At 69.5% G+C, this 20,607-nt stretch carries 17 protein-coding genes and 1 pseudogene; 6 read left to right on the top strand and 12 right to left on the bottom strand.

Going from position 1 to position 20,607, the window contains the following annotated elements; genetic code table 11:
- Window positions 1-139 precede the first annotated feature (139 nt).
- The 6 genes and pseudogenes from EAO72_RS44280 to EAO72_RS09030 form a co-directional block, all read right to left on the bottom strand.
- Window positions 140-3,037: pseudogene (locus EAO72_RS44280) on the bottom strand (non-ribosomal peptide synthetase); the annotation flags it as partial.
- A 396-nt stretch (window positions 3,038-3,433) separates the two neighbouring features.
- A complete protein-coding gene (locus tag EAO72_RS09055; protein WP_148016732.1) occupies window positions 3,434-3,652 on the bottom strand; it encodes an MbtH family protein in 219 nt (72 codons plus the stop codon).
- Window positions 3,653-4,998: 1,346 nt separating this feature from the next.
- Window positions 4,999-5,223: a hypothetical protein gene (locus EAO72_RS09045; RefSeq protein ID WP_148016731.1), complete on the bottom strand. Its 225-nt coding sequence runs from the start codon at window positions 5,221-5,223 to the stop codon at window positions 4,999-5,001.
- A gap of 166 nt (window positions 5,224-5,389) precedes the next feature.
- Entirely contained in the window at window positions 5,390-5,995 is a 606-nt protein-coding gene (locus EAO72_RS09040) for a maleylpyruvate isomerase family mycothiol-dependent enzyme (RefSeq protein WP_261991383.1), read from the bottom strand.
- Window positions 5,996-6,150: 155 nt separating this feature from the next.
- Window positions 6,151-6,816, bottom strand: coding sequence for a Fic family protein (locus EAO72_RS09035; RefSeq protein WP_261991382.1), 666 nt, complete (start codon window positions 6,814-6,816; stop codon window positions 6,151-6,153).
- Window positions 6,806-7,528: a hypothetical protein gene (locus EAO72_RS09030; RefSeq protein ID WP_261991381.1), complete on the bottom strand. Its 723-nt coding sequence runs from the start codon at window positions 7,526-7,528 to the stop codon at window positions 6,806-6,808. Before EAO72_RS09030 ends, EAO72_RS09035 begins: the two co-directional genes overlap by 11 nt.
- Window positions 7,529-7,821: 293 nt before the next feature.
- On the opposite strand from EAO72_RS09030, the gene EAO72_RS09025 reads away from it, so the two are divergent.
- Window positions 7,822-8,322 carry a metallophosphoesterase family protein gene (locus EAO72_RS09025; protein WP_148016739.1) on the top strand — a complete coding sequence of 167 codons (501 nt, stop codon included), beginning with the start codon at window positions 7,822-7,824 and terminating at the stop codon, window positions 8,320-8,322.
- 198 nt (window positions 8,323-8,520) lie between these two features.
- On the opposite strand, the gene EAO72_RS09020 is transcribed toward EAO72_RS09025, so the two are convergent.
- Window positions 8,521-9,003 (bottom strand): lamin tail domain-containing protein, encoded by a 483-nt coding sequence (locus EAO72_RS09020; RefSeq protein WP_148016729.1) that lies wholly within the window; start codon window positions 9,001-9,003, stop codon window positions 8,521-8,523.
- A 588-nt stretch (window positions 9,004-9,591) separates the two neighbouring features.
- Between EAO72_RS09020 and EAO72_RS09015 the strand changes: the two genes are divergently transcribed.
- From EAO72_RS09015 to EAO72_RS09005, 3 genes are all read left to right on the top strand, one after another.
- Window positions 9,592-9,852, top strand: coding sequence for a hypothetical protein (locus EAO72_RS09015; RefSeq protein ID WP_148016728.1), 261 nt, complete (start codon window positions 9,592-9,594; stop codon window positions 9,850-9,852).
- Between the two features lie 296 nt (window positions 9,853-10,148).
- Entirely contained in the window at window positions 10,149-11,021 is an 873-nt protein-coding gene (locus tag EAO72_RS09010; protein ID WP_148016727.1) for an oxygenase MpaB family protein, read from the top strand.
- Window positions 11,022-11,195: 174 nt separating this feature from the next.
- Window positions 11,196-12,506, top strand: coding sequence for a PP2C family protein-serine/threonine phosphatase (locus EAO72_RS09005; RefSeq protein WP_148016726.1), 1,311 nt, complete (start codon window positions 11,196-11,198; stop codon window positions 12,504-12,506).
- A 144-nt stretch (window positions 12,507-12,650) separates the two neighbouring features.
- On the opposite strand, the gene EAO72_RS09000 is transcribed toward EAO72_RS09005, so the two are convergent.
- From EAO72_RS09000 to EAO72_RS08980, 5 genes are all read right to left on the bottom strand, one after another.
- Window positions 12,651-12,986, bottom strand: a complete 336-nt coding sequence (locus EAO72_RS09000) for a MerR family transcriptional regulator (protein ID WP_148016725.1) — start codon at window positions 12,984-12,986, stop codon at window positions 12,651-12,653.
- Window positions 12,987-13,846: 860 nt separating this feature from the next.
- Window positions 13,847-16,936, bottom strand: coding sequence for a glycoside hydrolase family 38 N-terminal domain-containing protein (locus tag EAO72_RS08995; RefSeq protein WP_148016724.1), 3,090 nt, complete (start codon window positions 16,934-16,936; stop codon window positions 13,847-13,849).
- A gap of 78 nt (window positions 16,937-17,014) precedes the next feature.
- Window positions 17,015-18,082, bottom strand: a complete 1,068-nt coding sequence (locus tag EAO72_RS08990) for a glycoside hydrolase family 76 protein (protein WP_261991380.1) — start codon at window positions 18,080-18,082, stop codon at window positions 17,015-17,017.
- Window positions 18,083-18,232: 150 nt separating this feature from the next.
- Window positions 18,233-18,478 carry a DUF397 domain-containing protein gene (locus EAO72_RS08985; protein ID WP_148016723.1) on the bottom strand — a complete coding sequence of 82 codons (246 nt, stop codon included), beginning with the start codon at window positions 18,476-18,478 and terminating at the stop codon, window positions 18,233-18,235.
- On the bottom strand, window positions 18,475-19,341 hold the full coding sequence (locus EAO72_RS08980; RefSeq protein ID WP_148016722.1) for a helix-turn-helix domain-containing protein: 867 nt from the start codon (window positions 19,339-19,341) through the stop codon (window positions 18,475-18,477). The genes EAO72_RS08985 and EAO72_RS08980 overlap by 4 nt, the downstream gene beginning before the upstream one ends.
- A 136-nt stretch (window positions 19,342-19,477) precedes the next feature.
- Between EAO72_RS08980 and EAO72_RS08975 the strand changes: the two genes are divergently transcribed.
- The gene (locus EAO72_RS08975; RefSeq protein WP_148016721.1) at window positions 19,478-19,930 is read left to right on the top strand and encodes an ATP-binding protein; all 453 of its coding nucleotides are present in this window, start codon (window positions 19,478-19,480) and stop codon (window positions 19,928-19,930) included.
- Between the two features lie 29 nt (window positions 19,931-19,959).
- Window positions 19,960-20,580, top strand: coding sequence for a DUF4333 domain-containing protein (locus EAO72_RS08970; protein ID WP_261991379.1), 621 nt, complete (start codon window positions 19,960-19,962; stop codon window positions 20,578-20,580).
- The last annotated feature ends 27 nt before the right edge of the window (window positions 20,581-20,607 follow it).

The raw sequence follows: 20,607 nt of genomic DNA, 5'->3' as shown, positions 1-20,607 counted from the left end.
CAGGCCCGCCAGGACCTCCTCGTAGGCGGTGCGCGGAGCGCGGCCGGTGGTGGCGACGGTGCGGGGGCGGGCAGGGCACCTTGCCGTTGGCGTTGAGGGGCAGCGCGTCAAGGGAGACGAACGCGGAGGGCACCATGTAGGCGGGCAGGAAGCGCCCGACTCGGCGGGCCAGGGCGGAGCCCTCCGGCCTGGCGCCGGGAGCGGGCACGACATAGGCCACGAGCCGGCGGTCGCCGGGTATGTCCTCGCGGACGACGACGCAGGCGCCGTGCACATCCGGGTCGGTGAGCAGCACGTTCTCGGTCTCGGCCGGTTCGATGCGGAATCCGCGGAGTTTGATCTGGCCGTCCACGCGTCCGACGTATTCGATGTCGCCGCTCGCGGTCCAGCGCACGAGGTCGCCGGTGCGGTACATGCGGCCACCGCTGGTGCCGTACGGGTCGGCGACGAACCGGGTGGCGGTCGGCGCGGGACTCCCCTGGTACCCGCGGGCGACGCCGTGACCGCTCACGTACAGCTCCCCCACGACGCCGGGCGGCACCATGGCGAGGGAGGGATCCAGCACGTACAGACTCATCCCGTCGAGGGCCCGGCCGATGGGCGGCACTCCCGCGGTACCGGCAGCGACCGGGTGGCGGGCGGTGAAGGTCGTGGTCTCCGTGGGACCGTACACGTGCAGGACGAGCGTCGCGGGCGCCTCGGCCGCCACACGCTGCATGAGGTCCGGGGTCGCGGCCTCACCCCCCGCGGCAACCATGCGCAGACCGGCGAAGGCCGTCGGATCCGCCTCGGCCACCACGTTGAACAGGGCCGTCGTCAGGAAGAGCGCGGTGAGACCGTTCCGGGTCACCATGTCGCGCAGCACCCGCGCGTCCACGACACCGCTGGGGGCGACCACCACGCAGCCGCCGTTCAGAAGCGGCACCCAGGTCTCGAACGTGGAGGCGTCGAAGACATACGCGGAGTGCAGCAGCACCGCGTCGCACACCCCGTCCTTCCAGGTGTGGTCGGCCGCCAGCGCGAGGACATCGGCATGGGTGACGCCGACACCTTTGGGCAGGCCCGTGGAGCCGGACGTGAACATCACGTAGGCCAGTCGGTCACCACGGGTCAGGCACGGCAGGGGGCCCGGTCGTGGCGGAGCGCCGCGTAAGACGCCGCCGAGCGCGTCGACGACGATCATCGGCAGGCCGTCGGCCGCCTCCTGCACCCAGGGCTCACCGGCGGTGGCCTCATCGACGACGAGGGCACGGACGTGGGCGGTCTCGGCGACGCGGGCGAGTCGTTCGGCCGGCCAGGCGGGGTCCATCGGCACGTACGCCGCTCCCGCGCCGACGATGCCGAGCGTGGCGGACACGACGGCCGCCGAACGGCCCACCAGGACACCGACGCCGTCTTCGGCACCGACGCCCCAGCCCGCCAGCACACTCGCCAGACTCTGCGCCGTCCGCGCCAGCTCCCGGTACGAGAGCGTGACGGTGCCGTCCACCACCGCCCGCGCGTCCGGCGTCCGGTGTACCTGTGCGTCGAACGCTTCCGGCAGGCTCGCGGCCACGGCTTCCACGGGCAGTGCGATGCCCCGTCCCTGCGCGTGCAGGACCGCGGCGGTGGTCTCGTCGACGAACGGCAGGTCGCGCAAGGGGGTCTCGGCGTCCGCTTCGGCCAGGGCCGACAGGAAGGAGACGACAGCCTGCTGGTGCAGCCGCACGTCCTCGGGACGGTACAACTCCGGGTTGGCGTCGAATCCGATCAACGGCCCTTTGCCCTCGGCTCGTTCGGAGACGAACAGGGACAGGTCGTCGACCGGTCCGATGGACAGCACGCGGGAGGCGCCGGGGCTGCCGGCGAAGTCGAGGTCGAAGTCGTAGCCCATGATGTTGACGACGACGCCGGTGAGGCGGCCTGCGTCGTCGGCCGTGTTCAGTTCACGGGCGAGTTGTTCGCGTGAGAACCGACGGTGGCGCAGGGCGCCGCGCATCTCGGCGGCGACGGCGCGGACGAGGGCGCCGACCGTCATGTCGGCGTCGACGGTCAGGCGCAGCGGCAGGATGTTGGCGGTCATCCCGACGATGTGCCGGAGCCCGCCGTGACGGCCGTTGGAGGCAAGGCCCACGGTGACGTCCGGCATCCCGGTGACCCGGCCGACGTACGCGGCCACGGCGCTGACGAGGACGGCGCTCCAGGTGGTGCGGTGGGCGGAGGCGAGCCGGCGCAGGCTGTCGAAGACGGCCACGGGCAGGGTCTCGCCGGTGTGCAGTTGGATGCCGGGCCCGTCGAGGGCCGCCGGTGGTGGAGCGTCGGTGCGCCGGCGGATGAGCGCCCGGCCGGCTTGAGCGTCCGGATCGCCGCCGGCGCGGGCCGGTTCCGTCACGCGGTCGGTGACCAGGTCCGCGAACCGCCCCGTCCAGTAGGCACGGTCGGCCTCGTACCGCTCCGAGCCGCGGTAGGCCATCTCGTCGGCGACGAGGTCGCGCAGGGGCGCGGCGGGCAGCTCGGCTTCGGCCAGGTTCTCGCCTCGCACAGCACGCCCGTAGAGGTCGGCCACGGTGCGGGCGAAGACGGCACCGCCGAGGCCATCGACGACTATGTGGTGAAAGCGCACGTACCAGTAGTGCAGCCGGTGGCCGAGACGCAGCAACGCGAAGTGGTGGTGCGGGGCGTCGAAGCTGTGGACGGCGGCCATGTCGTCGGCCAGGTAGCGCTCGGCCTCCCCCACAGGATCCTCGGCGTCGGACAGGTCGACCACACGGAGCCGGCTGATTCCCTCCGGTGAGCGGCGGACGACCTGCTGACGGACGGTCTCGTCGCTGACGACGAACTCCACGTTGAGGCTGTCGCACAGAGCCACAGCCCGGTCCAGCGCTGCGGCGAACAACAGCTCGTCGAGGCCTCCATGAATCTCGAAGCACTCCCCGATGTTGTATTTCGGACTGTCCGGATCGACCAGCTGCCCGTACCAGACGCCCTGTTGGGCCGCAGTAATCCCGAAGGGCTCGGCGGAAGCCGCGCGGGAGGGGAGCGATTCGTTTTCACGCATGCCGATTCACACCTTCGGGGAGAGTTTCTGGGGACGAAGAAGGCAGGCCGAAGCCGATCACGCCGGTGCGGCTTGCATCGCCGCGTGCGGCCGGTCACATCAAAGGAGTGCGACGCGGCGCCGCTGACAGCGGGCAGCACCGGAATCCTTGCCGACTCAGGCACCCGGCAAGGCGCTTCCCGGTTTTTCGCACATCAGAGATGAACCACCTGGCAGTCCACCCGGTGATTCACGACAGCCATATGAAAGCTGCATGAAGTCTTGCGGTCCAGATTTGACCGATGACCACTTCCGCCTGATCAATTTTGTTCGAATGAGAGCAAACTCGATCAGGCGGAAACGCCAGGCCCCTCAAATCCGACCAGGGCGAGTGACACCCTCGACGACTTGGACGCCTTACCCGGTGCCGGACTCCATCGCCCGCACCAGGCTGGCGGGTCGCATGTCCGCCCATGCGGCCTCGATCGCATCCAGACACTCCTGGCGCGACCCTTCCGGCCCGCCCACGCTCCAGCCGCCCGGGATGTCGATGTGCGCCGGCCACAGCGAGTACTGACCCTCACCATTGACCAGCGTCAGGAACCGCCCCGACTCGTCATCAAAAGGATTGCTCATGACCGCCCCCTGACCTGTTCTCACCTTTGCCACGACATGTTCATCTGTGCTTGTGGGGCACGGTTGCGCAGATCAATTCCCTGCGCCCACACCGCCGAGCTTTCAACCCCCTCGCGGTTGACTATCGGCCACGCGTGGCAGAAATATGCCAGCCCTGGCGATAGCGAGACCGCGCCGACGAGCCTGCCGAGATTTCCCCGGCTTCACCCGACCTCCACAATCACCATAGAGGACCCTCAGCGGCCGAAGATGCAAAACCCAGCCACTCGCTTGCGACTCTCCAATGGGACAACCAGGAAACGGGTCGCCCGAGACATATGCCAACCCGCCCGGACAGAAACATTCAGCCACCCCGTGCCCAAATTGTGCGAGTATCACTGAATACGACCCGAACAAATCCGGATAGCCGCCGGCGTGCGCCCGCAGACTCCCCGACATGAACAAATTCCGCCGCGCCCCCGTGCGCCGGTCACGCGCCCCGCCTTCCGCCCCCGCGCCGAGCGGAGTCAAGGTGAGAACAGGGGGCTTGGACTTCATGGCACCAGGCGCCGCCGGCGGCGGACGAGCAGGCAACGAACCGGCGCCGCGGACGACTCGTGACGCCGGAACGCGCAGACCGGCTTCCCGTGGTCTCCCGTGGCGCAGCCCGGCCAGGAAAGACTCAGCAGCGCCCCTTCGCGTCGTTGACCACGTTCAGCGGCGACGGAGCCCCGGTCCAGCGTCGCCACCATCGGCGGCTTCGCTCGACCGGCTTCGGAACGGCAACGGGGAGCGGCACGGAAACGGGGGGCGGGGCCGCCCGGTCCGGTTCCAGCCCGACCCTGCCCGGATGCACACAGACCGGGACCCGGTCGTCGACCGTGTACCGGAACCCGTCCGACGCGTCGAAGGGCCAGTGTCTGCTGGGTCGGTCCGCAACGAGGAAACCCGTACGGGGAAGCCGCAGTGCTGGGCAGAACCAGCAGCACGGATAGTCGGACTCGGGGTCGATCAAGGGTGTCCGCGCCGCGTCGTGCATACCTCGGGACGGTAGCGCAGAGCGGGAGGGCTGCGGCGGTCGGACTGGGCAGGAGGTGAGCCACGCCGCCGGCCGCAGGACCCGCACCGGCAGCACCTTGTGGGATGGAGCACCGCCGGGCACTGGATGCGCTGATGGCAAGGGCCGGACATGACCCGCAAGAAGCGGTTCGTCGCCGCCCGGGGCGGCTCCTCGGCTGTCGGCCCTTCGGCGGCCATGACGACGGGCCGGCCCAGCACCGGAAGGCCCAGCACCGGAAGGCCCGGCGCGCGGCTCGGCCTGGCACGGCCACAGCCACAGCCACAGCCACAGCCACAGCCACAGCCAACTAGACCACGCCGGTGGCGAACAGTTCGAGGTGTCCGCACCTGGGGCAACGGAACGCCTCTATCTGTCTCCGGGGCCGGCCCATCCGCTTGGCGCCCCCGAACACGCCCCGCTCCAACGCGCCCTCGATCCAGCGTGCGTACCCGCGCGAGTGCTCACCGGCGTCCTCGATGAATCCCTCCATCTGGCCGACGGTGCCGCAGTGAGTACATGTGTAGTCATTCATCCCGCGAGTGTAGGAAACGGCACGGACTACCCGCCAGGGCCGGCCTCAACCGACCCCGCGGAACGGTCACCCACCCTGTCCTGCTTCGACCCGACCCGGCCCATGGCTATGTGCAACGAATCCGATGAGCTGTCAGGGCGTCGGCCAGGGCGGAGTTTCTGCCTGTTCAGGTCCCCGCGGCAAGAGTGCGCACGCCCGGTCCCGCGAGCTCGTCCAGGGCTGATCGGCGACCGCAGACGGCCAGGAGCAGGGCGAGTACGGGGCCTGCCGCTGTGGGCCCGGTTCCAAGCGTCAGCTCGGCGTCGGTGGCCGTGAGCCGGACGCGGCCCATGAGCTCCTTGGCCCCGCCGAACGCCACCGGGGTGCGGCTCTGCAGACGGAGCGACCTGACCACGGTCCGGGGCGGGTAGGTGCGGGTGAGTCCCAAGGGGCGGCGGATGTCCTCGCCGTGGACGATCTCCTCGACGAGCCGGCTGTCGAGGGGCGCCGGCGGCGTCGACCTACGCGACGCCGCCCGGCGCAACCGCTCCAGGGTCTCCTGTGGTGTGGCCCCACGCTCGCGCGCCACTCCCCGGCTGTTCTGACGGTCGAAGTCGAACCCTGCCCGGGCGAGGCCCACGACGAAACCCAGGCGGGTTGTGCGCGCCGTGTCCACGAGGTGGGCGACCACGTCGTGCACCGTCCACCCGTCGCAGAGTGACGGCGTGGCCCACTGCTCGTCGTCGAGGTGCGCGAGTTGTTCGATCAGCGCCGCACGCTCGGCATGCACCATCGACCAGACGTCGACCGTCACGGCATCTCCTTCGTTGATCGCAGTGTTCCGAGAGTGAGGACTCCAAGGGTGGCCGGTACTCATCGCCGGGTGCCCGAATGGATGAGGTCGGGCGTTCGGCTCGGCGCCGGGCCCGCTCTGCCCACGAGGCGCCCTCATGCCCCTGAGGGTGTGCGATGTCGTCCTCGGCGGCCGAATCCGGTGGCCCTTCGATGGGTCGAGCGGATGAGGACGAAGACCATGGCGGCCAGGTCCGACGCCCCGGCGAGGTCGTCGGCATAGCGCGTGGTCTGCAGGGGGCCGACCTGGTCGAGTCGGACTCCTTCCAGCTCCAGGACGTAGGCGAGGGTGAGCATGGCTAGGCGGGCGTTGCCATCCGGAAAGGGATGGAAGAAGGCCACGTCCAGGTAGGCCCTGGCCGCGCGCGAGGCCAGAGGAACGTTCGGGTCGGCACTTTCGCGCAGACACTCCTCGAAGTCTCGCTGGGTGTGGGGTGTCAGTGCGTAGCGTTCCCGGCCGCCCTTGGCGAAGGCATCGCCCTGGCGGAACCGGACTTCGGGCAGGCCGAGGACCAGCTGCTGCCACTCGGTCAAAAGTGCGCAGGTGAGAGGGCGCCCGCGGGAAGCGTGGGTGCGCGACCGAGCCAGCGCCGCGAGCAGTCGATGACCTCGCGCGAGGTCGGCGGCGCGGCCCCCTTCCTCGCACCAGGTGGCGAGACCGTCCACGATGGGCTCGACCGGGGCGGGCATCCGACCGGCCGCGGAAGTCCAGTCGATCCGGCTTCTGACCTGGCTCCACGCGGCCAAGGCGTCAGTGGTCACGGTAGGGCCGCACTCCGGTCAGATCTACAGCGAACTCTTCCCCCACTGCGTCGATCAGGTTCCGCGACGGCACGGCCCAGCTCTTGAACCGTCCACCGATCGCCCTGACGACCGCGTCCTTCGCGTCTTCCGGTCCCATGCCCGTGGAGGCAAGGAACCACGTCAGCACTGTGTGACAGAGCCCGTACCAGCCGTCTTCGGCACCCGTCCGGTCCACGACCACTGTCACGAGCCGGGTGGCCGCCCGTTCCAGGTGCCAGCTGCGGTCATCGGCATCCGCGTCCATGGGTGGAGCCAACTGCTCAAACCGCTGCGCCAGCTCCTCCAACCAGTCGCGCCACTCCAGCAGCGAGGCCAGCACGGCGGCGGCCGTTGCTGTGGGCGCGCCCACGGAATGCGAAGTGCAGCACCAGCTGGTGACGACGCCACCGCCACCGCCCTCGCCGACCGCCCAGTGCCATCCGCAGGCCCACCGGCCGTATCGGGCTGCCAGGAGCGCGGTGACCTCGGTGGTGAAGCGATGTTCCTCTTCCCACCCGGCACCGTCGGGAGGCACCATCGAGGCAATCACCGTGGTGATCTCGGATGCCTCCGCCTCGCTCAGGGCGAAGGCGATGACGTGGGGATCGACGGCGGACCACGGCAGCCAGGCCGGGGCGAGCTCGTAGTCGATGGCCGTGGTGTTCCTCCAGAACCGGGCAGGACAGGACACCGACGGATCATGCCAGGGGCGCGTGGCTTCGGCACACGGTTTTCTGGCGCACGGCCTCTGCGGGCGTGGAGCGAGGGAGGCCAGGAACCGGACGGCCTCGGTGACGGCGGGCGGACGGTGGTGGTGCCGATCCCGAAACCAGCCGCGCGCAGAGCATACGACTGGCCTCTGCGCCGCCCCGGCCGTCGAACGTTACGTAGTCGCTCACGCACTTCTACGGTAGAACCGGACAGCCCCGAGGAGAAGGCAGGCGAATGGACGGCGACACCACCGGGAGGGCAGAGGACTCCCCCGTGCGGCTCCTGCTCACTTCGGACACCCATGTGCCCCTGCGTGCAAGGCGGCTCCCCGACGAACTGCTGCGCGAGACGGACCGGGCGGACGTCGTCGTCCATGCCGGGGACTGGGTCGACGTCGCCACCCTGGACCTGCTGGAAGGACGCGCGCGACGCCTCGTCGGCGTGTACGGCAACAACGACGGCCCGGAACTGCGGGCCCGGCTGCCGGAAGTGGCCCACGTACGGCTGGGGGGCCTGCGGTTCGGTGTCGTCCACGAGACAGAGGCCGCCAACGGGCGTGAGGCCCGTTGCGCCGTGCGCTACCCGGGCCTGGACGTCCTGGTCTTCGGCCACAGTCACATCCCGTGGGACACCGAGGCGCCGGGCGGGCTGCGCCTGCTGAACCCTGGGTCGCCGACGGACCGCAGGCGGCAGCCGTACTGCACGTACATGACGTGCACGGTGACGAACGGTGTCCTCGGCAACGTCGTCCTGCACCGTCTGCCGAGGCGCTGACTCCGCCGCCCGGCCAGGCGGGTGGTCAGCCGGATGGTCGTCTCGGTTCCGGACAGCGTCGCCGGCCGGCCCTGGATGGGCCGCCGGGGAGCGGGGCCGGGCAGGGCGGCTGCCCGGCCCCGCTGTGAGGGGACGGGAAGAGCTGCCTGCCGTGGGGCGGCAGACAGCCCTTCGCTGTCCCCGGCTTACTGCCTGGGGTCAGCGGCGGTGGTGGTGTCCGCGGCCCCAGGACTCCTGGTCGACGGTGCGGCCCCGGTCGTCACGCAGGGTCGCGGTGTCGGAGTAGTTGTCCCACACGTAGTGGTGACGGTCCTGGTAGAGGTCGGTGCGAGTGTCGCGGCCGACGCCCGTGTGGATGCGGACGGTGGCGCGGCCGGCGAGGCGGACGTCGTCGAAGCGGTAGCGGCTTCCGTCATCGGCGCGCAGGGTCCAGCCGTCCAGGTTCACCGCGCGACGGCTCTGGTTGGTGATCTCGATCCACTCGCGGTTCAGGGACCGGTTGGAGCCGTTGTCACGTCCGGGGCTGTCGGCCTGGACATCGCTGATCACGACCCGGGCGTGGGTGCGGTGGCGGTCGTGGTCCTGCGCGGAAGCCGGCAGCGCGACGGCCGAGACAACAGCACCGGCCGTGAGCACGGTCGCGGCGATACGGCGGGTAGCCGAAGAAGCAGACAAGGTGATGTCTCCTCAGAAACAGTGCCCATGCCGTTCGATTCGGCCGGCATGGGCGGTGCGAGTTCCCGACCCGTAGCGGGCCGAGAACCAGAACACTGCGCCCAAGAAGCGGCCCGTGGCAGACGCAGCCGGCCCGGTTACCAATCAGGGACATTTCTGCAACTCTCGGGTGCAAGCGGCACGCATATCCGACAGGCGTGGCCCTGACATTCACTGACCGCTGCACCCACCCGTTCAATCATCAACAGCAAGCCCTTCCATGCCCCGGCGCGCACCCTGGGGCGCCACCCGGCGCATCACTCGCTCGGCCGAGGCGATCTTCGTAACGGCCGTTCTTCACGTTTCTTCGCACACTTGGACCCGAGTCGGAAGGGTGGCCGACCCGTGGAGGGATGACGTGAACCCCTTCTCGAAACGGACTGCTGGATCACGCGCGGGAGGATCCTGCAGCTCTGTGTCAACGCCCACCACGTCGTCTCCCGCCGACGGACAGCACGGCCGGTCCCCATGCGTCGTGCCGGGCGCAGGGGGTACTCGAGGTGCCATACCGGCCCGCCCGTTCCAGGTCGGGCCCGCACCGAGGGGAGCAGTGACATGACCGACCGCAGGCCGCAGGGCACCGCCTACACCGGGGCGAAGGGCAGCCCGCCGCCGATACCCGCCGATGTACCCGACCAGCAGGTCCAGGACGGCGAGGACGCCCTCGACGTGATTCCCCCGCCGGGTTCCGAACATCTCGGAGACGAGACGGAACCCGCCGAGCCCGATCCCGATGAGGCCGGGGCGGGTCGCAACGCCGCGCGCAATGCAGGCATCCACCCGGAGCACCCCACCCCGGATGAGTCGACCGCGTGAAGGGCAGCCGTAAGCGAGGGTCCGGCCGGCGCGGCCAGGCGCTCGCGGGTCGCCGTACCGCGAGGGAACCGTCACAAGGCTCCGGGCGGGGCACCGCTACGGCACGGCGTGCCGGACGCGGGGCAGGAGGAAGGTGTGCGGCGGAGCCGCCGTCCCGATCACGCTCTTCAGGACAGCGCCTCCGGCCGTGCCAGGGAGACCCTGGACGCATCGGCGCGCAATGCTCCGGGACTCCCTGATCAAGGGCGCGGCGGCCAGGTTCCGGCGTGCCGTGGCGGTGAGCGCATACTTGCCGTATGGACACGTCCACGCGTGCCGCTGCCGGCCTGCGGGAGCGGCTGGGCAGCGCGATCTTTGCCCAGGTCGCCGGGCCCGCAGGGCCGACGAACCGCGCTCGTATCCACGGAGCGCCCGGCCCTCGGTGGTTCGGTCCGGACCGGCCGATCCGCACGGTCCACGGCGATGCGTCGATGTTCATCGGCGGGCTGCGAGCGCTCCTGCTTCAGTCCCTGCACCCCTTGGCGATGGCTGCCGTGGAGGCCCATTCCGGCTACCGCGGCGACCCCTGGGGACGGCTCCAGCGCACCAGTACCTTCCTCGCCGTCACCACCTACGGAACAGCGGACGACGCACAGCAGGCGGTCGACCGCGTACGTGCCGTACACAACCGGGTGCGTGGAACGACTTCGCGCGGAGAGCCCTACTGCGCCGCCGATCCGCGTCTTCTCGGCTGGGTGCATGTGGCCGAGGTCGAGAGCTTCCTCCTCGCCCACCAGCGATACGGGGCCGAACCGCTCGACGCGGCCGGGTACGACGGCTACATCGCCGACACAGCGCGGGTAGCGGAAGCACTCGGCGTCACCGAACCTCCGCGTAATCGCAAAGAACTCGCTGCCCGTCTCGGGGCCTACCGGGGTGAACTGCGGCCGACCAGGGAAGCGCGCGAGGCCGCACGCTTCATCCTGCGGCACCCTCCCTTGCCCTGGGTTGCCCGTGCCCCCTACGCCGTCCTCGCCGCGAACTCCGTCGCCGCCCTCCCCCCGTGGGCCCGTACGTCACTCGGGCTGCCCCGCCTTTCCGGAACAGCCGAAGCGTGCGTGACGCCGACCGGGCGAGCATTGACTGCCGCGATTCGCTGGGCCATGGCCCCACCACCCCCGTCGATTTGATCGCTCATATCACTCGCCGCTCCGGCGTCTCAACGACGAAGGCAAAACGGCTTTCCGGCTGCTGTCGACAGCTATGGATTCTCCCGCACCTGCACTGTTCTCAGCTGAGTGCTCACCCCCCGGCTATTGTTTGACCATGACGTAATTCTCCCGGCCCTAGGGAAGGTGTCGTTGATGAACGGCACGGAAGTGGCGCGTGCCAGAGTGCTGGGAGAGCTGATCGCTGCGAGTCATCTGATGACGCTGGAGCAGCTTCCCGGTACGGTCGCGTCGCATGCCCGTCGGGCGGGCTGGCCACACGTGCTCATCTATCTGGCAGACCTGCGGCAAGAACGGCTGTGCCTGCTCGCCGGCAACGTCGAACTCAGCCCCGGTGGAGTGGACGTGCCGTCCGAGTTGGCCGTCGAAGGAACGGTGGCCGGGCGAGCCTTCCAACTTGGAAGGATCTCACCGGCCTCGGCTTCCACGACGGGGCAGTGGTGGGTTCCCCTGCTGGACGGAACAGAGCGGCTGGGTGTGCTCCGGGTCGGTATGCCGGGTGCACAGGTCGAAGCGGATGACGATCTGGAGAGGCTCGCCGGTCTCGTCGCTCTTCTTCTGGAGAGCAAACGTGGAACGAGCGACCTCTACTCCAGGCTGGTTCGCCGCCGGAAAATGAAAGTGGCGGCGGAGATGGAATGGCGGCTGATGCCGCCGCGGACTTTTGCGACTGATCGGATCTTGATCAGCGCGGTCATGGAACCGGCTTACCAAGTCAGCGGAGACGCTTTCGACTACGCACTGTCGGGAGAGACCCTGCATCTTTCCGTCTTCGACGCCATGGGGCACGACACTGCTGCCGGGCTGACGGCCAATCTCGCGTTGGCCGCTGCGCGCGTCCACCGTTGCCAAGGTTCCGACCTCTTGCAGACAGCCGAAGGCGTGGGGGCCGCACTGACCGAGCAATTCGCCGGCAGCCGCTATGCCACGAGCCTCATGGCCGACCTTCACCTGCCCACGGGGGTCCTGACCTGGACGAACTACGGCCATCATCCCCCGGTGGTCATCCGCGGCAACCGCACCGTCGTGCATCTGTCCTGCCCGCCCGCACCCCCGCTGGGGACCGGGCTGGGCGTGCGCGGCGCCCTGCGCCGCGACCAGCTCGAACCCGGGGACCGCCTGCTGTTCTATACCGACGGCATCACCGAAGCCCGCAACAAGGAGGGACAGGAGTTCGGCCTTGACGGCCTGACCGACTTCCTCATCCGCCACCACGCCGACGGCCTCCCGGTTCCGGAAACTCTGCGGCGACTGGTCGAGCATCATTTGGCCTACCACCACGGCCGCCTCAACGACGACGCCACCGTAATGCTCCTGGAGTGGCACGGCCCGAATCCCTACCAGCCGGCGCAATTGAAGGCGCTGACGGGTCTGCCCCCGACCATCGCCGCAGACACGATCGCCTCTGCATGGGTCCAGCAGCCCACTGACGGCGGCACCACCTGATGACAGCCCGCCTCGCGGCCGTTTCCCGTTGGGTTCATGTCGCCGAGGACGAACGCGTCGGCTCGCCTGCCCTCAGGAAACGCAACTGGAAACGCACCAGGAAACGCAAGGCGCGTACGTCTCGGCCTGCCGGCCGGTCACCGGTCAGGCATCCGCCGCACTGGACGGCCTGACACCCTCACGGTATTCGGCGTTGATGCGCTGAGCCTCTTCGAGCTGGTCCTCGAGGATGACGATGCGGCAGGCAGCCTCGATGGGGGTGCCCTGGTCGACGAGTTCCCGGGCGCGCGCGGCCATGCGCAGTTGGTAGCGGGAGTAGCGGCGGTGGCCGCCCGCGGAACGGAGCGGGGTGATCAGGCGGGCTTCGCCGATGGCCCTGAGGAAACCCTGTGTGGTACCGAGCATTTCGGCGGCCCGGCCCATGGTGTAAGCGGGGTAGTCGTCGTCGTCGAGACGACCGAACGAGTCATCTGCTGTCATTTGCACCTCTCTGTGGAACGCGTGGAGGGGCCCTGGTGCCTTATGGCACCAGGGCCCCGAAGGGAACTGCTACACCATCTGCCGGCCTTTAATGCTGTGCCGGCCTTCTGTTTCCGCATCTCCCGACGTGATGCTGCCGGGGTTGCGGGGATCGCGGTTGCTCGACCGGAGACCACCTCACTATCGATGTCCTGCGGTACCCGGGCCCAGTCATTCCGCCCGGGCGATCCTGATGGCGCCTGGCCCCTCCGTTCTTCCCTCTGAAATGGGTCACTCACTGAACGCTGTTCTGCTCCATGGCCTGTGTCAGCGCCACTCCTCGCCAGCCGGCCCCGTCGCCCGTCCATCTTCTGCTCCGGCTTGGGACCCCACTGGCGAACCTCCCGGTGCGCGCGTCCGCAGCCGACGCCTTCACCGAGGTTGCTGCTCACTGACTTGGCTGCTGGGTTCTGCGCACGCACTTACGCGTACACAGGGCCGCCCCTGATCACCGCGGGCCACCCGGTCCGGTCGCCAGCCCCGTCGCCGTCCTGCAACAACCTGGCTTCGAAACTCCGCCACCGAACCGTCCTGCGAACTGCAGCCACCCGTACCGCACGTGCTCATGCCCGGCAGTTCATCCCTGCCAGGCCCTGCGGCCTTCTGGCTACGAGAGAAACCCTAGCCACACAGCCACCCAATGTCTACTCTCGTCGACATAGATTTCCATGCGGTCGCTCGTGAGGTAATTTCCCTCGCACGCTCGGCCCGCGTAGCCGGCACCGCGGTGCGCCCGCGGACGTCCGTGACGTCCCATCCGGGCTGCCGCCCCTACGCGTCGGTTCACGTGAATCATGCGGGACGACGTTCTCGCCGGGCGCTCACAGGCGCAACAGCACCGCCCGGGTCCCCAGTGTCGGTACGTCGATGGTCGTCGCGCCCCTGGCATCCGGTTCCAGGAGCTCACCGGCCGCGCCGAGGTAGTCCGCCGCCACGGTCTCCGTGACGGGGAAGCCGGGTGTGATCCGGCAGGCGACCGGCTCCGGCGCGTAGGACTGGAGCCTGACCAGCACGTGTCCGGGGGCGGGGACGGTGAGGCCCACGACCCGTACCCGGGGATCGCCGACCGTCAGCAGTCCGTAGGAGGCATCCGGCTCCTCGCCTTCCTCGGCCAGCGCCCGGACGGCGATCAGGGGCCGGCTGCCGGCGGCGGCCGTGCGCATCCCCAGCTCGGGGCCGGTGGTGTGCGGGGCCTCCCCTACGGCCACGCTGTAGCGGAACACGTGGTCGAAAGCCTGCTCGGAAGGGAAGTTCGTATCCCAGATGTTGTTGTGCACCCAGGAGAACAGGGTGCCGGGCTCGTCCTGAGCCAGCGACTGCGGATAGGGCGCGTACGGAATCGCGATCCCGCCCACCTGCACCAGCGGGGCGTCCTGGGTGGCCACGGCGGCGACCACGGTCTCCTCCTCGAAGCTCACCCAGCGCCGCACCGCGCGCATGTGCCGCGCCGATCCCGGCACCGTCGGAAGGCCGGTCCCCGTCATGCCACCGGTGGCCTCCATCCGGACGACCGGCTGTGACATGGCGAAGGGGAAGGCGAAGAAGGCGCTCTCCTTGGTCAGGGTCGCGCGCTTCACGATCCGGTTCTCAAGGTCGATGCGGGCCTGCCCGTGCGGGAGGTGTACGCGTACCCGCAGCAACTCTGTACCGGCGGGCGCGCACTCGTAGACCAGTGTCTCGCCGGTGGCGTCGCGGAAGCGGTCCACCAGCGCGGCCGGTGGAGCTGCCTTACGGGAGGCGAGGAGGTGCATCGACTCGTTCGCCGTGGTCTTGCTGGACTGGTGGTTGAAGCCGCCGGCCGTGGCGTACTCGTCGTACAGGTAACCGTTGAGGCCGAGCGTCGCGTCCTGCCGCACCAGTTGCCGGCCGGTCCGCTTGTCGGTGACGGAGCTGATCCACGCCGACCGCAGGTCGACGCGCACGCGCAGGAACTCGTTCTCCAGGACCGTGGACTCCGGGTCGTCGGCGGTGGCCGCCGTCGGTGTCCCCTGGCCCGCGACGATGTCCACGCGAACCGCCCCGTGCGCGGGCACGTCCACCGCCCGGAACAGAAGGAAGCGTCCGGCAGCCCGGTGCAGCTCGTTCGTCTGGGCCTCCTCCGTGTGCTCCAGCGGTGTGCCGTCGCGCGCGTCGAGCACCCGGACCGGATCCTCCAGCGGAACCGTGCTCTCCGGAAGGAACAGCCGGACCGTCTCCGAACGGGGCCAGCTGCACGTGTTGGTGACGTAGTAGCCGGCGAGGGTGCCCGCGCGCGGCGAGAGACGGCCGCCGAGTGCCGCGCCGGCGCCGTCGAGCAGCGTCTTCGCGTCGTCGTGGGCACGCAGCGCCTGCGCGTACTTCCAGTGCCACTGCCGTTCGCCGGAGGCGTGGCCGTGGTCGCCGTGCGTCCAGGGGTCACCGCCGCCCCAGGTGTGCTCGTTGAACAGGGAGGCGGCCCGGTAGACCCCGGGAGCCGACGCGGTGATTCCGGCGCCCGCCGCACCGAGGATCTCCGCGTGCCCGGCCACCGACTGGGCATCGGCCAGCGCCGCCTGACCGTCCCGGGTGGCCGCGAGCGGGACGGCACCGGCGCCGACGCCGTCCACCCACCAGTCGCTCCAGTCGCCCTCGAAGATCTCCAGCCGGTCCCCGTACCGGGATTCCGCGTCGGTGAAGAAGTCCTCGTTGCGCGAGGTGCGCAGGGCGGGGAAGGCCCACTCCTCGTTCCAGCGGCGCACGGTGTCCGCGATGACCCGGCGCGGTGGGCCGTTGTCCGCGAACTTGCCCAGGACCCGCAGGTGCAGGATGTCCCAGGGGTACGGGTCGCCCTTGAACTCCTCGTCCAGGACCGGGAACCCCGGGATGCCACGCCCCTCGTGCGGGTACTGGTGCGTGGCCAGCGCCGAAAGGTAGTGGGGCAGCAGGTCGTCGACGCGTTCGAAGGACTCGTCGAAGCCCAGGATCGAGCCCTCCATGTACGCCAGCCCGTGCGGGGTGTCCGTGCGCCATACCAGCACGCTGCGACCACTCGGCGCCTGCCACCTGAACAGCCGGGGCAGTCCCCCGCCGCCTGTGTGGTGCGGCACCGCACGGCCGGCCCAGTTGTGGGCCACCGACAGATAGCGGATGCCGCTGTCCGCGAGGACGTCGGGCAGCCCCACGACCTGCCCCGGGACGTCCGTCTGCATCGCCGTGGTGATGTCGATCCCATGGCGTTCGCGCAGCTCCCGTACAGGACGGAGCAGTTCGTGCAGTTCGTCGGTGGAGCAGGTCTCCGTGTGCAGGTTGAACGGCATCGCGGTCAGCTCGATGCGACCCTCGCGCACGCGTTCCAGGAACCGGGCGACCTGCTCCGGCGGACGGTTCTGCGACCAGTTCTCGAAGCTGAAGAAGCCCTCGACCGCCCAGCGGAACTTCGACGCGTCGGCCCGGTCGTCCGTGGCACGGCACAGTTCGAGCAGGGAGTCGAGGTACTTGCGGCCCTCGGCGAGCACCGTTCCCTGCGGGTCCGTGTAGCCGATGTCGAGATGGGCGTGCTGCACCAGGTGGAGTGTCCAGTGCCGCTGGGGGGTCAGCAGCACTTCGATGTGCTCACCCGGCGCCAGCTCGGGCAGCTCCACCAGGACCGGCAGGGGCGAGTCGACCTCGGGTACCAGCAGCCGGGTGTGGCCCTCGGGGCCGGGTATCAGCTCGCTGCGCAGGGAGGTACCGGACAGGGTGGTGACGTGGGCCCGCGTGAGGGGGCGGCCGGCCTGTACCCGTACGGACTGCAGGAGTCCGCCGTCGCCGTCATGACGCAGCAGTGGCTCGCAGGAGAGCCGGACGTCGTGTCCGCCGAGGACGCCGGTGGCGCTCACGCCACGGTCGCGCAGGATGTCGCGGGCGATGTCGGAGTCCCACCAGGAAGGGCGGGACAGGTCGGGGCGGGGCATGGAGAGGGTTCTCCGCTCTGGCGTGGTGTGCCGGTTCGGTGCGTTCGGGGTCAGTGGTGGGGCGCAGGGGGTGCGGGGTCAGGAGCCGTCGGTGGCGAGGCCTGCGAAGATCTGCACCATCGCCGACTGTTCGAGGGTCTCTGCGGGGGCGGCCGCGTCGTAGTCGCCCCCGCCCGACGGCTGGAAGCGGAAGAGACCGTTCGACGGGTCCCGGTTCTCCTTCCAGGTGCGCTCCGCGTACGCCTTCTCCACCTGCGGGTAGGCCTGTCCGGGGTGTACCGCGGACAGGATCCGAAGGTTGTCGAAGTAGATCGCGTTGAAGATCGCCGGCTGGTCGTGCAGGCGCTCACCCTGCTTCCAGTAGGCGAGCGAGCCGTCCGCGTCCTGCACGGCGCGCTTGAGGTAGGAGCGGTCCCCCGTCACTTGGTAGAGCGTCGTCGCGGTCCCGATCATGGCCCCGGAGTTGTAGGTCCACAGGGTGGGGTCGACGCTCCCGTCGTCGCCCCGGCTGTTGCGGTAGAGGCCCGGGGACTCGCGCAGGCAGGACCAGTTCCACTCGTACCATTTCCTGGCGCTGGTCAGGTAGCGGCTCCGGCCCGTCTCCTGGTGGAGTCGGGCGGCGAGTTCCGCGGCGAGCCCGGTCACGTTGGCGGCGCGCGTGGTGTTGGCCGGGGAGTCCACCCAGTCCATCCCGCCGGGGCACTCCTTGGCCGGGTCGTCGTCCCAGCCGCGGCTGACGATGTCGAAGGTAAGTTCCGCCCGGTGGAGATAGGCGGGGTTCCCGGTGGAGGCGTACTGGTCCAGCAGCGACAGGCCCACCACGGAGTTGTCGTCGTAGAAGACGTCGCCGCCCTGGCCGAGCGGTGCGGGGAGGTACGAGTCGTAGCCGGGGCGGCCGTCACGGGGTTCGAAGTAGAGCTCCAGGGTGGCGAAGCGCTCGGCCGCGTCCGCCGTGTAGCGCTCACCCGTGCCGGGGAGGCCGGCCATGTCGACCGTCGCGGCAGCCGCCTCGCGCATCGGCCAGAGGTAGGAGTAAGCGTTGTCGGCGCTCCGGCGCGGGGTCTTCTCCTGGTACAGGCCGTGGTTCTCCGCCCCCTGGTACAGGTGCTTCTGGAGTGCGTCGTACGTGTGGACCGCGCGGTCCACACGTACGACGCACTCCAGAAGCGGGTTTTCAGTTCTCTTCCAAGAGCCTTTAAAAGCCTTTACGTCGCGGCTCACCGGGWCGCGGRAATCCACGACGTGGATACCGCGTCGTGGATTCCCGCGACCCGGTGGCACGCGATCGGGCCGGGGTCAGCCCCGGGAGGCGTACGCGACGAAGGCCGACCAGGCGGCGGGGGCCACGTCGACGTGGGGGGCCTGGAGGTTCTTGGAGTCGCGGATGTGGATGGTGGCGGGGGAAGTGGCTACCTCGATGCAGTTGCCGCCTTCGCCGGTGCTGTAGCTGGACTTGCGCCAGTCGTAGGCGACCTCGATGCAGGCTCCGCCCTCGCCGCCGCTGTAGCTGCTCTTGAACCAGTGGAGTTGCTCGGTGTTCATCGCTCTCCCAGCATCTTCTCGATGAGCGTCAGGGACTCCCTCGGGGTGAGAGCCTGCGCCCGCATGATCCCATAGCGCTCGTTGACCAGGCGGACTTCATCGGGGTCGGTGATCAGGCGTGCGTGGCCCTGCACCTCGGTGTATGCGACTTCCTTGCGGCCTCTGGGCGTCAGCAGAATGAATGGCCCGTCCAGGTTCGGGTGCTCTTCAGCGGACGTGGGCATTACCTGAAGTTCGACGTTGCGCATGCGGCCTGTGTGAAGAAGTCGTCGCAGTTGGCCGATGTGGGCCGTGCGTCCGCCGATTGGACGCTGAAGTACGGCCTCTTCGAGCACGTAGCTGAAGGTTGGCAGGGGCCAGCGTTCGAAGACCTGCTGTCGCGCCAGTCGATCCCCCACGCGCTTCTCGATGGTGGCTTCGTCCAAGAGTGGTCGTCGTTGAGTGAAGAGCGCTCGCGCATACTCCTCGGTCTGGAGCAGGCCCGGTACAGCCTGGTTGCTGTAGTCGTGCAGCGCGACCGCCTCCGCTTCGGCCCGCGCATAGTCCCGGAACCAGTCCGGATGCCGCGTCCGCGACCGCGCCAACGCCTCCCGTACCTCGTCCGCAGCCGCCGCCAGTACCCCGCCCGCGCCCAGCACCTGGTCCACACGCTCAAGGAAGTCCGGCTGAGGCGTCCGTACGCCCCGTTCCACCGCCGACACCAGGTCCTCCCCGCAGTGCGTCGCGAGGCCCAGCTCCCGCTGGCTCAGGCCCGCGCGTTCGCGCAGGACCTTGATCTGTTTGCCCAGCGCCCTGAACAGGTGTGCCGTACCGTCCGATTCGGCCGGGCGCTCCGGTCGTTCTTCGCGTTCCGCGTTCGCCATCCGTCCCGTACCGCCTCTTTGTCCGTACCGGTCACGGCCGACAGCCCGTACAGCCGCCGGGGAGGACCCGTACAGCTTCGCGGCGTCGTGGTGTCACTCCTGGTCAGCGTACGAGTACGCGGACACGCTGAGTCACATGAACGCCGAAATCACCCTTGCGGGCGCCGAGTTCGTCCAACGCCTCAGCTCCACCCGTCGTGGCGCCCGGCTGGCCCGCCGGCTCGCGGCGCATCAGCTGGACGAGTGGGGAGTGCCGTACGGGAGTGAGCTGTCCGACGACGTGGCGGTGGTCGTGGCCGAGCTGGCGGCGAACGCGGTGGTGCACGGGTACGTACCGGGACGGGACTTCGAGTTGCGGTTGCAGGTCCTCGGCGCGGGCGGGGTCAGAGTCGAGGTCTCGGACGCGCGGGGAGAACGGCGGCCGGAAATGTGTGCACACGCGATTGATGCGGAGTCTGGGCGCGGTCTTCGTCTCGTGGAGGCGCTGGCGGCGAAGTGGGGCGTGGCCGAGCGCGTGGTCGGGAAGACGGTGTGGGCGGAGGTTGCAACCGGGAACCGGGGCAGCGATTGTGCGCGTCCCGGGGGGTGACATGAACAGTTCTTGACTGAGGAGGCCCAGTGCAGACGTCAACGGGGAGCCGGATCGTGGTGCGGGCAGCAGGGGCGCTGCTGGCCGTGGCGTTCGCCGCAGGGTGCTCGGTGAGCGTGGGCTCGAAGGAAGTGAAGAAGGACGAGGTCGCCAAGCAGGCGTCAGCGGCCCTGGGCAAGCAGGTCGGCCAGGAGCCCGACGACGTCACCTGTCAGGACGACCTCAAGGCCGAGGTGGGCGCGACCATACGGTGTGAGCTCACGGCGGACGGCAAGAAGTACGGCATGACGGTCACCGCGAAGTCGGTCGACGGCGACAAGGTCAACATGGACTTCAAGGTCGACGAGGCCGCGGGCGCGGACAAGTCGGCGGAGCCGACCGACGCGGCGAGCACGGGCACCGGTGGCGGGGGCCAGGCCGTGAACAGGGCGGAGGTCGCCCGTCAGGGCAAGGCCGCGCTGACAGCCCAGGTCGGCAAGGCACCCGACGCCTTCTCCTGCCCCGCGGACCTTCCGGCGAAAGTGGGCGCCACCATCCGCTGTCAGCTGGCGTCGGAGGGCAAGCAGTACGGCGTGACGGTGACCGCCAAGTCGGTCCTCAACGGCAGGGTCAGCATGGACTTCAAGGTCGATGACGCCGCGACCGGCTGATCCCGCATCCCGGCCTGCGTCATACTG

The sequence above is a fragment of the Streptomyces sp. OR43 genome, assembly GCF_008042275.1.
Lineage (GTDB): Bacteria > Actinomycetota > Actinomycetes > Streptomycetales > Streptomycetaceae > Streptomyces.
The sequence above is the reverse complement of the archived record's forward strand: the minus strand, read 5'-3'. Positions and strand labels throughout refer to the sequence as shown.

What these genes read in the sequence shown, in the direction of transcription:
- EAO72_RS09055 (WP_148016732.1), bottom strand. Translation starts at nt 3,652, where the DNA reads ATGAGCAATCCTTTTGATGACGAGTCGGGGCGGTTCCTGACGCTGGTC.
- EAO72_RS09045 (WP_148016731.1), bottom strand. Translation starts at nt 5,223, where the DNA reads ATGAATGACTACACATGTACTCACTGCGGCACCGTCGGCCAGATGGAG.
- EAO72_RS09040 (WP_261991383.1), bottom strand. Translation starts at nt 5,995, where the DNA reads ATGGTGCATGCCGAGCGTGCGGCGCTGATCGAACAACTCGCGCACCTC.
- EAO72_RS09015 (WP_148016728.1), top strand. Translation starts at nt 9,592, where the DNA reads ATGACCGACCGCAGGCCGCAGGGCACCGCCTACACCGGGGCGAAGGGC.
- EAO72_RS09010 (WP_148016727.1), top strand. Translation starts at nt 10,149, where the DNA reads ATGGACACGTCCACGCGTGCCGCTGCCGGCCTGCGGGAGCGGCTGGGC.
- EAO72_RS09005 (WP_148016726.1), top strand. Translation starts at nt 11,196, where the DNA reads ATGAACGGCACGGAAGTGGCGCGTGCCAGAGTGCTGGGAGAGCTGATC.
- EAO72_RS09000 (WP_148016725.1), bottom strand. Translation starts at nt 12,986, where the DNA reads ATGACAGCAGATGACTCGTTCGGTCGTCTCGACGACGACGACTACCCC.
- EAO72_RS08995 (WP_148016724.1), bottom strand. Translation starts at nt 16,936, where the DNA reads ATGCCCCGCCCCGACCTGTCCCGCCCTTCCTGGTGGGACTCCGACATC.
- EAO72_RS08985 (WP_148016723.1), bottom strand. Translation starts at nt 18,478, where the DNA reads ATGAACACCGAGCAACTCCACTGGTTCAAGAGCAGCTACAGCGGCGGC.
- EAO72_RS08980 (WP_148016722.1), bottom strand. Translation starts at nt 19,341, where the DNA reads ATGGCGAACGCGGAACGCGAAGAACGACCGGAGCGCCCGGCCGAATCG.
- EAO72_RS08975 (WP_148016721.1), top strand. Translation starts at nt 19,478, where the DNA reads ATGAACGCCGAAATCACCCTTGCGGGCGCCGAGTTCGTCCAACGCCTC.